Origin of the sequence: Blautia faecis (assembly GCF_020554845.1) — a bacterium.
Classification (GTDB): Bacteria; Bacillota; Clostridia; order Lachnospirales; family Lachnospiraceae; genus Blautia_A; species Blautia_A faecis.
In genome coordinates, this window is the sequence record NZ_JAJCIA010000059.1 from 1 (window position 1) to 15,633 (window position 15,633).

General features: G+C 39.2%; 13 protein-coding genes and 1 pseudogene. 13 read left to right on the plus strand and 1 reads right to left on the minus strand.

Annotation, left to right across the window (positions count from 1 at the left end):
* Nucleotides 1-1,226, minus strand: a 1,226-nt coding sequence (locus LIZ66_RS17640; protein WP_227201137.1) for an adenylosuccinate synthase, incomplete at its 3' end; no start/stop codon positions are given.
* 179 nt (nucleotides 1,227-1,405) lie between these two features.
* Between LIZ66_RS17640 and LIZ66_RS17645 the strand changes: the two genes are divergently transcribed.
* The 13 genes and pseudogenes from LIZ66_RS17645 to LIZ66_RS17705 all read left to right on the plus strand — a co-directional run bounded on the left by LIZ66_RS17645 (nucleotide 1,406) and on the right by LIZ66_RS17705 (nucleotide 15,233).
* On the plus strand, nucleotides 1,406-2,299 hold the full coding sequence (locus LIZ66_RS17645; protein WP_227201138.1) for a LysR family transcriptional regulator: 894 nt from the start codon (nucleotides 1,406-1,408) through the stop codon (nucleotides 2,297-2,299).
* Between the two features lie 55 nt (nucleotides 2,300-2,354).
* Complete coding sequence (locus LIZ66_RS17650) at nucleotides 2,355-2,828, plus strand: DUF2284 domain-containing protein (protein WP_173719629.1); 474 nt, start codon at nucleotides 2,355-2,357, stop codon at nucleotides 2,826-2,828.
* A 166-nt stretch (nucleotides 2,829-2,994) separates the two neighbouring features.
* A complete protein-coding gene (locus LIZ66_RS17655; protein WP_195380404.1) occupies nucleotides 2,995-3,801 on the plus strand; it encodes a DUF4866 domain-containing protein in 807 nt (268 codons plus the stop codon).
* Nucleotides 3,802-3,828: 27 nt separating this feature from the next.
* Nucleotides 3,829-5,160, plus strand: coding sequence for a threonine/serine exporter family protein (locus tag LIZ66_RS17660; protein ID WP_195380405.1), 1,332 nt, complete (start codon nucleotides 3,829-3,831; stop codon nucleotides 5,158-5,160).
* 334 nt (nucleotides 5,161-5,494) lie between these two features.
* Nucleotides 5,495-5,914 (plus strand): hypothetical protein, encoded by a 420-nt coding sequence (locus tag LIZ66_RS17665; RefSeq protein ID WP_187566605.1) that lies wholly within the window; start codon nucleotides 5,495-5,497, stop codon nucleotides 5,912-5,914.
* 728 nt (nucleotides 5,915-6,642) lie between these two features.
* Nucleotides 6,643-7,638: a LacI family DNA-binding transcriptional regulator gene (locus tag LIZ66_RS17670; protein ID WP_195478312.1), complete on the plus strand. Its 996-nt coding sequence runs from the start codon at nucleotides 6,643-6,645 to the stop codon at nucleotides 7,636-7,638.
* 41 nt (nucleotides 7,639-7,679) lie between these two features.
* Nucleotides 7,680-9,467 carry a glycoside hydrolase family 13 protein gene (locus LIZ66_RS17675; protein ID WP_227201139.1) on the plus strand — a complete coding sequence of 596 codons (1,788 nt, stop codon included), beginning with the start codon at nucleotides 7,680-7,682 and terminating at the stop codon, nucleotides 9,465-9,467.
* 3 nt (nucleotides 9,468-9,470) lie between these two features.
* Nucleotides 9,471-10,721: an extracellular solute-binding protein gene (locus LIZ66_RS17680; RefSeq protein WP_204452138.1), complete on the plus strand. Its 1,251-nt coding sequence runs from the start codon at nucleotides 9,471-9,473 to the stop codon at nucleotides 10,719-10,721.
* Nucleotides 10,722-10,755: 34 nt separating this feature from the next.
* Nucleotides 10,756-11,640 (plus strand): carbohydrate ABC transporter permease, encoded by an 885-nt coding sequence (locus LIZ66_RS17685; protein ID WP_195478315.1) that lies wholly within the window; start codon nucleotides 10,756-10,758, stop codon nucleotides 11,638-11,640.
* A gap of 3 nt (nucleotides 11,641-11,643) precedes the next feature.
* The gene (locus tag LIZ66_RS17690; RefSeq protein ID WP_227201140.1) at nucleotides 11,644-12,498 is read left to right on the plus strand and encodes a carbohydrate ABC transporter permease; all 855 of its coding nucleotides are present in this window, start codon (nucleotides 11,644-11,646) and stop codon (nucleotides 12,496-12,498) included.
* A 163-nt stretch (nucleotides 12,499-12,661) separates the two neighbouring features.
* A pseudogene (locus tag LIZ66_RS19650) lies at nucleotides 12,662-12,862 on the plus strand (DUF188 domain-containing protein); the annotation flags it as partial.
* Between the two features lie 401 nt (nucleotides 12,863-13,263).
* Nucleotides 13,264-14,073 (plus strand): abortive infection system antitoxin AbiGi family protein, encoded by an 810-nt coding sequence (locus tag LIZ66_RS17700; protein WP_204452135.1) that lies wholly within the window; start codon nucleotides 13,264-13,266, stop codon nucleotides 14,071-14,073.
* Nucleotides 14,070-15,233 carry an abortive infection system toxin AbiGii family protein gene (locus tag LIZ66_RS17705; protein WP_204452133.1) on the plus strand — a complete coding sequence of 388 codons (1,164 nt, stop codon included), beginning with the start codon at nucleotides 14,070-14,072 and terminating at the stop codon, nucleotides 15,231-15,233. Before LIZ66_RS17700 ends, LIZ66_RS17705 begins: the two co-directional genes overlap by 4 nt.
* The last annotated feature ends 400 nt before the right edge of the window (nucleotides 15,234-15,633 follow it).

Below are 15,633 nucleotides of genomic sequence, written 5' to 3' on the forward strand. Positions count from 1 at the left end.
AGCTGCTCCAGGATACGAATGTAAGCTTTTGCATTCTCCGGAAGCTCTTCATAGGCCCGGCAGCCCGAAATATCGCATTTCCATCCTGGAAGCATTTCTACTACAGAGGTATAACTATCCAGTTCATCCATAGGATCAAAATCGGTTACTATAACACCGTCACGTTTATAGCCTGTGATCACAGGAATCTCTTTCATGGAACTTAAGACATCCATTTTTGTCAACGCGATCTTATCTGCATTCTGGCTTTTTAACCCATAGCGGCTGGCTACGGCATCAAAGGGACCTATCCTTCTGGGACGACCGGTGGCAGCACCATATTCACCGCCAGCTTTCCGCAACGCTTCTTCCCAGTCATCGGACATGGCATGTTCTGCCACAAAAGGACCTGCGCCAACACAGGTGGAATACGCTTTTAAAACGCCAATTACGTGATCCAGGGATTTTCCAGGGATTCCGGCACCAATGGGACCATAGGCAGAAATGGTAGAGGAACTTGAGGTATAGGGGAAAATACCGTAATCAATGTCCCTCATGGCTCCAAGCTGGGCTTCCAGTACCACCTTTTTGCCCTCTGACACTGCCTGTTCCAGATATTCCCCGGTGTCTGCAATATAGGGACCAAACAGTTCAGCCTGTTCCTCACACCAGGTAAGGAGTGCAGGGTAGGACATTGGCTCCTGATGATAACAGCCTGCAAGCTCCAGGTTCTTTGCCTCCAGCATGGTTTTTAATCTGGCTTTTACGGAATCCTCTTTTAAATGAAGGAGATCTCCCAGGCGAAGTGTTTTTTTACGGTACTTGTCACTGTATGCATAGGCGATTCCACGGCGGGTAGAACCAAAGGCACTTCCTGTCTTTGCAAGTCTGTTTTCTTCTAACTCATCCTGCACCTTATGCCATGGCATGGAGACTGTAGCACGTTTTGAAAGTTTCAGATGATCCGGTGTTACCCGGATTCCTTTTTTCTCTATTTCATGGATTTCCTGGGAAAGATGTTCCAGGTCAACCACCATTCCGTCCCCGAGGACGCACACCACACCTGGATGTAAAATACCAGAGGGGAGAAGATTTAAAACGAATTTGCCCTGGGTGGTTACCACTGTGTGACCTGCATTGTTTCCGCCCTGGTAGCGGACAACCACATCTGCCTGCTCTGCAAGAAGATCGATCACACGTCCTTTTCCTTCATCGCCCCAGTTAATACCGGTTACTGCTGTAAGCATTTGTTCCTCCTTTGAAAACTGGTCGGGCAGCTGTTTTCCTATTACAATAAACCGCTTTTTGCCCTACAACAGCGTTCTTTTTTGTTCGAGTACATAATACGCTTGACGTAGTAATAAGTAAAAGATATAATTGATATGGCTGAAATAAATATATGACATGTCAAAAAAGAAAAAATATTATGGACGTTAATTTCGAGTATTATAAGATCTTTTATTATGTGGCAAAATACCACAACTTTACCAAGGCGGCCCAGGCGTTAAACAACAGTCAGCCTAATATTACCCGGGCCATGAACTGTCTGGAACAGCAGTTAAATACCACTTTATTTATCCGTACCAACCGCGGCGTACAGCTCACTCCTGAGGGAGAACGGCTTTATATCCATGTGTTAAGTGCAATGGAGCAGTTCCAGGCAGCAGAAGAGGAACTGGCCGACAGCTCCGGATTATCCCACGGAAGTGTAGCCATCGGTGCCAGTGAAACTGCCCTCAATATTTTCCTGCTGGATAAATTAAAAAGTTTTCACATGACTTATCCTGGAATCCGGCTGAGGCTATACAACCATTCCACACCGGAAGCCATTGAATCAGTTAAGAGCGGAAAGATTGATTTTGCAGTAGTTTCCACTCCGGCAGAGGTGGATTTCCCATTGAAACAGATCATGCTCATGCCGTTTCAGGAGATTCTGGTTGGAGGCACTACTTTTACCGCCCTTAGCAGTCAGGAGCTTTCCCTCCGGGAGGTAAAGAACTATCCGCTGATTTCTCTTGGGCGGGAAACTATGACCTATAAATTCTACAACAGTGTATTTTTATCACATGGTCTGGATCTTTCCCCGGATACGGAAGCTGCCACTGCGGATCAAATTCTGCCTCTGGTAAAATGCGAGCTTGGGCTTGCCTTTTTGCCCCAGCCGATGGCAGCACCATCCCTTCTGAAAAAAGAGATCGTACAGATCCCATTAAAAGATGAAATTCCGGAGCGCCAGATCTGCCTGGTGTATGATAGCCAGCATCCTATGGGAGCTGCGGCAAGGGAATTAAAAAATACCATTCTATTAGGGCATGTATAAAAACAGCGTATGGAAAAAATTTTGGTAATTAGAAAAAACTTGGAGAAAGTACTTTATGGATTACATAAAAGAAGCGAAAAAACTTGGTTTTTCAAATACGGCAATCATGGACACAAAAAAACTCGTATTCAAACCGGAATACCGAAAGTTTTGTGAAGAAAATCAGTGTGGATGTTACAACGTGAATCCAGCATGTCCACCTGAATGCGGAACGGTAGAATCTATGAAACAAAGGGTATTTGCCTATGAAAAAGCGCTTATTCTACAGACGATACAAAGCAAGGATATGGACTATAAAATGGCGAAGCTTGCGCACAATAAACTCACCGAACAGTTGGCCTCTAAAATAATGGAATCTGGAAATACCGACCTGCTGATCATGTCCGCTGGTCCTTACAGGCACTATTCCTGCCTGTCCGCCTACTGTGTTGATGCCCAGGAAATGGCAGATGCGGTGGGAATGACCTGCTGGGGGACCGATGATAAGATACGGTATTTTTCACAAATTTTATTTCATGGAAACTTATAATGGAAAACACTTACAACGGTCTGTGATATGGCAAACATAAAAATATGATATGAAAAAGAAATCTCTCATCCTATTGCGGTATGACTATAACAATGCTATAATCCCTCCCGAAAAGAGACAGGTACAGCTCTCATTATGATCCAAACAGAAAAAGAGGCGTTTTAGTATGAAAACAGTTTTACCAAGAGAACAAGCTGTAGAAGATATTTTTTCCAGAATCCTGGCTTCCCCGGAGGCATCAGGAAGGCTTCGGAAAGTGTTTTACCAATATCTGGATGATGAACATATGCTGGTGGATGAGGATCCGGACCACTTTTTGCAGGTACTCTTTCACGCTTACCAGAATGGGGATGTAAGTGCTCTTCTTCTGGAATTGTGTGGAAAAAGTATGTTTGATCTGCTCCGCGAAGCCTACCTGATTCCAAGAAAATTCCATGGAAAAGCAGGAGAGAACCCGGTTCTTCTTACTAATGTGGAAGGAGAGCTTCTTCCAGAAGCAGGGAAGATGGTTTCCGCTCATGAATACGGAAAATTTAAAGAGACATTTGACAGGCATGAGTGTGTACCCAGGTCCGGGCTTTACCTTGCAGATGGATATGACATTGTACATTCTTACACGGACGGACTGGAAATTAAAGAAGAAAAAGAAGAACGCCAGCGTGGAATCTTGATCCTTTATGCACTCCCGGATACCTGTAAGCTGGGTCTTACAGAAGCCCAGACTTATGCCGTTGTATGGAAGACTTTCCAGGAAATCCAGCAGGCAGCACCGCATGCCGTCGTATTCTATGGACAGGAGACCGGTATAAAAAAAGAAAGTCCCGATAAACCCTTTGATGAGCTTGGCGTTCTCCTTCCTATCCATGAGTTTGAGAAGAAAATGCTTCAGCGCATGGAGGAAATTGATGGAATCGTCCTTGCCTGCAGGGAACGGATGATGGAACAGGCTGGAAATGACAGCCTGAAATTATAATGAGACTTTTTTGAAGGAAGTGGCTTTATGCAGTTGGAGAGGGTCAGAAAAAATCACATGGACGTGGAGTGGCATGAATACACCGATGAAAATGGCAAAAATACTCCCGTTATAAATGCGAGCATCACGGAAAAGGCTTCCATTATAGGACGTGTAGGGATTATGTTTTTATCCTGTGGAACTGGAGCATGGAGAGTTCGAAGCTCTATGAATGCCCTGGCGGAAGCAATGGGGATTACCTGCACCACAGATATCGGGCTGATGTCCATTGAGTACACCTGTTTTGATGGGGAAAACGGATTTACCCAGTCGTTATGTCTTACCAATACAGGGGTGAATACGTCAAAGCTGAACCGGCTGGAGCATTTTATCCGCAATTTTGAAACAGAGGGGAAAAATATGTCCGGGGAAGAGCTTCATAGCTATCTGGATGAGATTGAAAGAATTCATGGCCTTTATTCCCCGGTAGCCCTGGGGCTGGCTGCCGCCATTGCATGCTGTGGATTTACCTTTCTTCTGGGCGGAGGACTGGTAGAAATGTTCTGTGCTTTTGTTGGAGCAGGACTTGGAAATTTCTTTCGCTGTAAATTAACAAAGCATCATTTTACCCTGTTTCTTGGAATTGTTTCCTCGGTTTCTCTGGCATGCTTTGCATATGCAGGACTTTTGAAATTAGGGGAAATCCTGTTTGGGATTTCCATTCAGCATGAAGCAGGATATATCTGTGCCATGCTTTTTATCATCCCTGGTTTTCCCTTTATTACCAGCGGAATTGACCTGGCAAAGCTGGATATGCGTTCTGGCATGGAAAGGCTCACTTATGCACTGATCATTGTTCTGGTAGCCACCATGTCTGCCTGGATCATGGCTATGCTCCTTCACCTGCAGCCAGTGGATTTCATAAAGATCCGTATGTCTGCTGCAATGTGGATCCTCACACGGCTTGCTGCAAGCTTTTTCGGCGTGTTCGGTTTTTCCATCATGTTTAACAGCCCAGTCAGGATTGCCTGTTCTACGGCAGTACTTGGTGCAATTGCAAATACCCTCCGTCTTGAACTGGTGGATCTCGTAGCTTTACCTCCGGCAGTAGCTGCATTTATAGGGGCACTTACAGCCGGACTTCTTGCCTCCCTTTTGAAAAATAAGGTGGGTTATCCAAGGATTTCCGTGACAGTGCCTTCCATTGTGGTCATGGTACCGGGGCTTTATTTATACCGTGGATTTTATAACCTTGGAATCATGTCCTTATCCGTTTCTGCATCCTGGTTTGCAGCTGCGCTTCTGATCATTGCATCGCTTCCGCTTGGACTAATCTTTGCAAGGATTTTAACAGATAAGACGTTTCGGTATTGTACCTGACTTGATTCGTGCTTGTAACAAAGACCGTAATAAATGTGATTGGTGAAATTGTGAAAAGGATATCTGATATTTTCTTTTGACCGGTGATTTTGACCTTACAGGCATTGACTGGGAACCGATTGGAAATATGAATGATATGGAGAATCCTCCGCCTTTAGGCGGGGATTCTCTGCGTTTATGGATAAAGTTGTGCAAAATAATAAACCTTATCATACGGAAAGGCGGAAAAGCCCGAAAACACAGTATTTGTGCGGCTTTGGGGAATTTTGTACTTATCGTATTTTATCGTAATTTATCGTATCTTGATGAAAAAATGGTGTACTAATGGTTTAAAATGGACGTAATAAATGGGAATGTGCAAATTGAACAAAGACCAGATATCAAGATTAATACTGCCGAAGCAGACCTTATAGAAATAATCATCGTAAGACTTGGCGGAGAAAATCAAGATCAAAAAGGACTCGTTGATTTTTTATATGGATTGTTTTCTGGGAATCAGGAAAAAGTATTATCATATATTCCGGACTCTGATAAACCGGTCCGACAAAAGGAGGTGGCTGATATGTTAAGTATGATTTCCTATGCCGAAGAAAATGGTATAAAAAAAGGCGAAAAAAGAGGCGAAAAAAAGGGTGAAAACCGTTTAGGAACACTTATGAATATTCTTCTGAAGAACAAACGTTATTCGGATGCAGAGAAGGCCTCCGAGGATGAAGAGTATCGTGAGGAGCTTTATAAAGAATATAAATTATAAGCATATTAAGAAGTACATCGGTAGAAATTATATGCACTGTAAAAAATAATAAAATATAAAAAGGCAGGTCTTTTTTAGGCTTGCCTTTTATAAATGGAAACTCAAGAGATTATGCAATTTCTGCAACAACTTGGACAAAATGAAACTGCATGTGTTCAAGCATTTCAACGTTGTCATTATGAATATCAGGATATCGGCTTTGCATATTATGCTGGGATAAAGGGAGACAATTAGAATAAAAGAGCCATTGATTTTGCTGTTGAAGGAAACATTGCAGATATAACGATGTTAAAAAATATAAAATCGAAATTAAAATCTGCAGTTGAAAAAGCAATCAAACCAGCTGAATCAGCTAAGCATATAAGGCCGAAATACTATATATTAAAACGATAATGTTATAAAAATCAAAACAAATTTTTGTATGTAATATACAAAATATCAATTCCTTTTAAAATTTAATTGACATTTCTAATAATAAGTGGTATTACTAAAGCATAGTTAATGCAAGCGCTTTCATAAAGGAAGCGCATATATTAAATCACATTATGCAACCGCTTGCATAATGCGTGAATGGAAGGAGGTTTTCACAAGAAAATTATTTTTTTACCATGGAATGCAACCGCTTGCATAATATCTGATATAAGGTTATAATAATGACACCAACAACACGGATAATGTAAAGAATCCTATAAAAATCAGAAAAAAATCTTATATCAGGGAGGATGTATATGGGGGCAACGTTAAATGATATCGCAAAAAAAGTGGGAGTTTCTCAATCTACTGTATCAAGAGTGATCAATGGAACTGCACCAATTTCAGATGAGATGAAAAATAAAGTTTATAAAGCAATGAAAGAGCTTAATTATCATCCAAACAGCCTTGCACGAAACCTTGCGAAAGGAAAGTCCCTTACGATCGGGCTGGTGGTAGATGCAGATAATGAAAATGCATTTGCCAATACCTTTTTCACGCGAAGTGTTTATGCAATGGAAAAAGTAGCACAGAGAAATGGATACAGTCTTCTGATCACAAATGATGTGGAAGAAAAAAGTTCTCCTGCATGCGAGCTCATTTTTGGACACAGAGTTGATGGATTAATTTTGACTGCGTCAGACTTGAACCAGAATATTTTATCAGCCCTGAGAAATGAAAACATTCCATGGGTGGTAATGGGAGAAACATCAGAGAAAAATGGAACCATGAACTGGGTAGATATGGATAATCTTCAGGGAGGCGTAAAAGCAGTCGAGCATTTACTTAAATGCGGCTATCGAAAAATTGCTTATGTGGCAGATGATCTGGAAGCCATGTTTACCAAACGAAGGATCCAGGGTTATGAGAAAGCTCTGGAGGGAAAAAATACCTGTATTATTTTTAAGGAAAAGAATGAAGAAGAATTGGAAAGAAAAATTATAGAGTCAACAGAACATAAACATGTAGATGCATTTTTATGCTCCAACAATATAATTGCCTTTCAGATTCTGCAGGCATTGAAAAAACTTGGAAAGCAGGTACCCACAGAAATTGGAGTTGTAACTTTTGATAATTATCCCTTTGCAGAATATATGGATCCGCCGCTCACTGTAGTGGATATCGATACTTACAAGCTTGGGGAAATGGCAGCAGAGGTTTTGATAAATAAGATAAAAGATCAAAACTTTATACAAAGAGAGAACCTGATTTCAACTGAGTTGATTCCTAGGTTGTCTACTCGAAAGGTATAATAGAGTGAGGATATCAAAACCAATGCAGAATTGGAGAAAAAATGAATATACCGGCAGTACAACATCATGCAGGCTATCCGGATGTGTATCTTGCCAGCAGAAAGAAATTGGTGGTGACGATACATGCCGCTGCAGGCGATATTAGAACCTGCGAATTGCTGATTTTTTCAAGAACTTCACCAGAGAAGATCAGCAGTTACCTTATGCAGCGTGTTACTAGAGATGGTGTGAGAGATCATTTTACAGCAGAAGTGATTACAGAAGATACGTTAAGGTATTTGAAATATTACTTTAGATTAACTGACACCGCAGGAAAGATTTATTTCCAGAATGCATGGGAAACCAGTGAAAACGAACCAGAAGATGGATTTTATGAATTCCTCTATGCGAATGAAACTAATGTTTTAAAAGTTCCTGAATGGGCAAAAGGAGTTATTTATTATCAGATTTTCCCGGAACGCTTTGCTAATGGGGATTCTTCTAATGATCCTTCTGGCTGTCAGGAATGGGGAACATCCCCTAACAGAGAGAATTATATGGGAGGCGATCTCTCCGGAATTCTGAAAAATCTAGATTACCTGAATTCTCTTGGAGTGGAATGCCTGTATCTGAATCCCATATTCAAAGGGGATTTTAATCACAAATATGCTACAACGGATTATTTGGAGATTGATCCTTCTTTCGGAACAAAGGAAACATTTCAGGAACTGGTTGAAACCTGTCATAAATATGGGATAAAAATCGTTCTTGATGGGGTATTCAATCACTGTGGCATACATTTCGCTCCCTTTCAGGACATACTTGAAAAACAGGAATTATCCTGGTATTGTGACTGGTTTTATATCAGAAAATTTCCTGTAGAAGTATCGGAAACAGATGCAGTTTATGAGTGTGTCGGGGACTATGGATATATGCCAAAACTGAATACGGCAAATCCGGAAGTACAGGCCTATATTTACAATGTGATGGTCTTCTGGCTGAACGAGTATCATATTGATGGATGGCGCTTAGATGTCGCAGATGAAATCGATCCCTCTTTGTGGACAAGAATCAGATATCGGATTAAGTCAGCGTATCCGGATTGTCTCCTTTTGGGAGAAACATGGGGAGATGGATTTTCCTTGCTGGATGAAAAATCCGTAGACAGTATCATGAATTATGTATTCCGGGATAGTGTGAGGGATTTTCTTGCCAGGGGCAGCATTGATGCAAAAATGTTTAACCAGAGAATTTGCCAGATGCGTTCCCATTATCCGGAAGAAATCAGGCAGGCGCTTTTCCAGCCGCTGGACAGTCATGATACGGAACGATTTTTATGGAATTGCAGCGGTGATATTCGCCGTTTGAAACTGGCCGCTTTGTTCCAGATGTGTTTCCCAGGGGCTCCAAGCATCTATTACGGTGATGAAATTGGCTTAAATGGTGACAATGATCCCGATTGCAGAAGATGCATGGAATGGAACCCCGCAAAACAGAATGCAGATGTATTATCTTTTTACAAAAAAATAATCCGTATCCGAAAAAAGAATCCATGTTTAAGAACAGGAAACATTGTACCACTTGTATGTGAAAAGATGACATACGGGTATTTATGCCAGTCAGACAACCAACAAATTTATGTACTCATTAATGTGGCAGAAGAAGCGACTGAAGTGCGGCTTCCCGTTCTTAAGATTGCAGAGTACAAAGATTTATTGACAGGAAAAAGTTATCAGGCAGAAAAGCTGGTAAACGCAGGATATTTTAATGAAGACATGATTTCCTGCCAGGGAGCTTTAAAGTTATCATTGAGAGCATTTGAAGGCATCATTTTAAAACAGGAGGAATGAAAAATGAGAAAAAGTAGTAAGTTATTTACCATTTTATCAGCAGCAATGTGTGTAACAGCATTAGGTGCAGCACCCTGTTATGCAGAAGAGGTTACCATCAATTTCTGGCATCATTACAGCGAACAGTCTGCCGAAAATGAGACATTGAATGATGTTTTGATCCCTGAGTTTGAAAAAGAAAATCCTGACATTAAGGTAAATGCAGTTTCCCATGAATGGTCAGACCTTCATGAAAAAATCCTGATAAGTGCCAAATCCGAAACCCTTCCAGATGTAGCACGACTCGACAGTGCCTGGGTACCTGAATTTGAAAAAATGGGAATTTTAGTACCTCTGAACCAGGAGATGGGTGATTATCAGGAGGTAGCGGACGGTCTTCTGGAAAGTGCGATGAGTACCGCTCAGATTGGACAGGATACTTACGGACTTGCGTTAAATACAAATACGAAAATACTGTTTTATAATGTAAAGGCCTTCAAAGATGCCGGACTTTCTGCGCCGACTACTATGGATGAATTTATAGAGGACTGCAAGAAGCTGGCGGGCGAAAATGAAAATGGCCAGCAGATCTGGGGCTATGATGAACCAGCATTAGCAGGATGGAATTTATGTCCGTTTATCTGGAGCATGGGTGGTTCCATAACCAATGAGGATCAGACCAAGGCTACCGGATACTTAAACAGCGCTGAAACCGTAAATGCAATCCAGACACTTGCGGATCTGTATAAAGAAGGTGCGATCACTGGATGGAATAGTGGAGATATCCCAATGACGGATGGTTTTGGAACTGGAAGATATGCCATGATCATGGATGGTCCGTGGAAAATCTCTGAAATGGAAGGCTCATATCCAGATTTTGAATACGCAACAGCTCCAATGCCAGAAGGCGAGGGCGGTTCCCATTCTGTTCTTGGCGGCGAGGATATTTCCATGTTTAATACGGCAAACAAAGATGCTGCATGGAAATTCATGAAATTTATGACTGGTGAGTTTGCGCAGGAAGAAATGGCAAAATGCAGCCAGATTCCGGTAAATAAAGCTACTCTCGAAAGCGATACCGTAAAAAATGCTGATTTTGCACCATTTATCGAGGCTATTAAATCCGCAGAATCCAGACCTACCGTATCCTGCTGGTCTGAAATCGACAGCGAACTGGCAACTGCTGTAAGCGCTGTTATGAATGATGAAAAGAGCGCACAGGACGCCATGGATGAACTGGCAGAAAAAGTAGACGCTTTATTAGCAGAAGAATAATAGAACAGATTCTTAAGTTAACGGGAGGGATTGTATGAAAACAAAGAAAAGCCAAAATATCCAGATTGGATTTCTTCTCCTTCCAGGTATTTTGATTTTTGGATTCTTTACCATTTATCCAATCGTAAAATTATTTATCACAAGCTTTTTCAAATGGGATTTTGGCTCTATGTTTGATCAGGAGTTCATCGGATTTACCAACTATAAAGAGGTTTTAACGGATCCATATTTTCACCTGGCATTTTCGAATTCCATTGTGTATACATTGGTAACAGTACCAGCACAAATGATACTTGGACTTCTGATCGCAATGCTCATAAACAATATTAATAAATTTTCCATTAGTTATCGAGTGGCATATTACCTTCCCGTTATTACTTCATGGGTAATTGCATCCTTAGTGTTCAAGTATGTTTTTAACACAGAAGGATTGCTAAACTATTTTCTTACCAAAGTAATACATCTGACCAGTGGAAACATCCATTGGCTGGACAGTCGGTGGGGCGGCATGAGCGTTGCAATGCTTTTGGGAACCTGGAAGGGAATCGGCTGGAATATGGTAGTCTTTTTAGCTGCTTTACAGACTGTTCCAAGGGACTTATATGAGTCTGCATCATTAGATGGTGCCGGAACTATTGCAAAATTTATCTATGTGACAATTCCTTCCATAAAAGGAACGATCCTGTTTGCACTGGTAATGCTCACCATTGGTGGATTTAATGTGTTTACATCGATTAAAATGATCACAGATGGAAATCCAGGACATAAAACAGAAAGTGTGCTGACCTGGATGTATTATAAGGCATTTAGTACAGGTGAATTTGGTTATTCCGCAGCACTTTCCTTTATTATTGCGGTGGTATTAGGAATATTGGCAGTTGTTCAATTCCGGATGATGGATCACAGTAAACTGGATTAGGGGGTGGGGAACTTGAAGATATCCAAAAAAGCTGTTTATAAAGGAATCACATACATAATCCTCACTCTCGGTCTTATCATTGTTGTTCTTCCAATGATCTATATGCTGAGTACTGCATTGAAGCCAAATGGTGCATTATATGAATATCCTCCCAGATTTTTTCCAAAAATAAAAGAAATTACCTTGGAAAATTTCCAGTATATTCTGCACCAAAAGAAGTTCGGAAACAATTTTATCAATAGTATTTTTGTTTCCACTGTGACGGTAGCAATAGCAGCAATTGTTGCGGCAGCAATGGCATTCTGTATTGCGAGGTTTAAATTTCCGGGACGTAAGTTCTTATTCACGTTTATCATGCTGACTATGATCATACCTGGGACTACTTTGATTGTTCCCCAGTATGAGTTAGCGGTCAAACTGAAGGTGATCAATAAATTAAGCGGGTTAATTCCGTTTTATATTGCATGGGTTATTCCCTATTCTACTTTCATGATAAAAGGGTTTGTAGAGAACATTCCCAGGGAGTTGGATGAAGCAACCTATATAGATGGTGGAAGTGTATTTAACGTGTTTTTCCAAATCATTCTTCCACTGACAAAACCAGGAATTGCTTCCGTATCCATTTTTAATTTCCTTACAGCCTGGGAAGAATTTCCATGGGCCAATACAGTCATTAATGATGATCTGAAAAGAACATTGCCCATCGCTATTTCCGGATTTTTCGGACAGCATCAGTTTACACAGTGGGGATATGTTTTTGCACTCTCTGTACTGAGCTTAATTCCAATACTTGTAGTTTTTATTTCCTGTCAGAGATTCTTTATTGAAGGATTAACAGCTGGAAGTGTAAAAGGTTAAATAAGTAAGCATAGAAGAATCGGGTAGAAAGCGATTAACAGCTGGCTTTCTGCTCGATTTTTTATTCTCCATAAAAGAGATTCTTAATGGTAAGGAATATTTTATCAAGTTAATCTATGATATACTGGACTCACCCATAAAGAATATTGAATCATCATGTTAAAATAAGGTCATTGTAATCGTAGCAGAAACAAATGCTGTGGACTACAAGCTAATTAGCATCTGTCAGAAAGGTGATATTATCGTATCACAAGATTATAAGGCAGCTGCAATGGCTCTCGGCAAAGGTGTTTACGTTATTCATCAATCCGGCAAATGGTATACAAATGAAAATAGCGACCATATGCTTATGGAACGTCATATGCCCCCCATAAGGTATTATCTTTTATATTTTTTAGTTCTTTTTATTATTGTTTAAACAGAAGAAACGTTTGACGAAATTTTTGCTCTGTTGTATGATTGTTATACAAATATTACTCTAATGTCAGAAACGGATGAAAAATACCATAAGGAACTTTATAAAGAATATAAATTATAAGGATCTTTGGCAATGCAGTGATAAAAATTATATGCACTGAAATAAATAAGAAAAGTATTGATGAAAATTAATTAGAACAGCGATAACATGATCAAAAACTCTATAGTTGAGCGTTATAGTAATCGCCTTAAATAACCAACACTGTATTTAACATTAATCAAAGAATTTTACTTTTATAGTAGAAATTATTTTAATTCACAGAATATAATAAAAAAGGAATTCAATTTATGGAATTTAGTTTAACTGGAACTCCAGAGATAGCCCCAAAACTTTATTGGCATAATAGTGCAAATGTTCTTTGCAACTATATGAAAAAGCCAGAATTTTTAGAAATAATTCTAAAAAATCAAGCAATTATCCCTCGTTATGTGATTGAACCATTAGACTACTGGAATATCGAAGGACTAAAAAGAATTGCTTTTCCAATGACTTGCTTTTGTGATATTCCGTTCTCTAAAGTTGGAAATCATATGACTTTATACGGAAGATACGGAATTGCTTTAGACAAACAACAAATCATTAATAAATTCAAAGTACAGCCAATTCATTATATGAATCCTCAATCACCTCTTTCTGATGACTTTAAAGAAGCTTTTACACATTATTTTAGATCTGATAAACGAGTACACGATGAGGATAAGATTTTACTAAATTATCTTCTAAGCACACTAATGTATATGAAACCAATTTCAAGCCCTGAAAAAATAGGTGGCGATATTAAACCTTATATTTTTCAAGATGAATGTGAATGGCGTTATATCCCTACCACAAATTTTCCAAAATCAATTCCACTTTTAATAAAAGAAGACCAAATAAGTGAAAAGGGCAAAAATGCGTATTCTGATGTTCTTGTTAGACATCCAGAAACCTGGATTAAATTCGAATGGAGAGATGTAAAATACATAATTGTACCAGATGAGCCTGCATTAAATCAAATTATTGATGTAATAAAAGAATTGAAATTAGAAGAATCTATAAAATATTTGTTAATTTCAAAGATTGAAATTAGTAGTAGATTTTCGGAGGATCTGACATGATAGCTGACTTTTATGATACATTTGAGGAAACGCCTGACAAAGGAAGCGATATTCCACAAGAAGTTTTAGACATATTATCTAAAGAACTTCCTTCTACATTTATGTACTATCGCAATGAAAATGGAGACTATGTTGCTGGTCCAAGACCTGATAATACACCCGAAACAATATTGTTGAAAGTAGATCTCGATTCCCAATTTATAGAAGATAATTTAAAAGGCATACCTAAAGAAAAATGGGCAGAATATTTATATCGAATGCAATTATGTGCTCCCATAAAAAATGCAAAAATAGGAGATAACGAAAACCAAATGCCCATCGAAAAAACATTTGGAAATCCATTTAAAGAAATAGACGAAATAAAGAATGGATTTATGTCCCCACAGCCATTTCCTCCAGCTCAAAAAATAGTATTTGAAACTATTGAAGGAGATATATTGACAATTAGCATTAGAAGACAGCCGCATCCAAACTTTGACGAGGAAGTATATGCTAATATTGATTGGCCATCTATACAGATACGAATTATTTTAACGGAGACCAATAAAAAGGAAGCCAAAGCAACATTTTCAATCACCCCTCAAAAAGCTAATACAGTTTCTGATGCATTATCAACTATTCATTTTATAAATGGTCTTTCAAATGGAACAATCAAAATTAATGGAAAAACACTAATCAATCCACTTGTTAGCCAAAATAAACTTGACGCTGAACAATTAAAAAATGCTGAAGAATTCTGGTCAACTGCCCAAAAATTAGAAGATATCCTTGGTGTATCATTTATTCCTAGTGCTGAAATGCCAATGGAAGATGTAATATTTTTTGCCCAATTGAAAACTTGTCTAATAGATAATAAGTCAATTGGTTGGGAACACCCATTTGACCACTTTCATATTGGAGAAATTAAAATAAAAGATCCCAAATTAGAAGATTCCATTGAAAAAGAAAACGTCAATTATGAATTCATAGAAGGTCCTATCCATGCAACATTACTTGGCGCAAAATTTGATTTGTATAGTGATACCAAATTAATAAATATGGTAATAACCAACATAGTATGGGATAATGATAATAAAAATTCTGGTGAGGTATATGTTTCTGATCCAATCGGTAGTAAATGGCGATTATACCGAAAATATATGACGACTCGTGCAAGCTAATCGTCTAACAGTTTCCTGCTTTCCCACTTGGTTGCTATTTCTTAACTGTCAGATTGTCAATCGAGGTAGGCTTCCTTACTTTGACTGACAATCCAGCAGTTAAATAGTGTAATTAAACAAATAATTGCAAAACTTTAGACAATCCACTTACCGATCTTTATTTTTTTCAATTATTCTTATATATGTTCCGGCTTCTCCTGCTGCCTATAATACTCATCTATATACACCATCAAAGCCCGCTCAATAGCCAGGGTTTTAGTCTGACCAGAATCCTCGCAATATTGAGTTAATCGATCGTATACATTTTTTTCTATTCTCAGCGACAATGGATAGTTATCTTTTTTGGGTCTAGGCATTTGAATCATCCTTTCTCTTCGTAGTCAGCTTTGCGTTCTTCAAT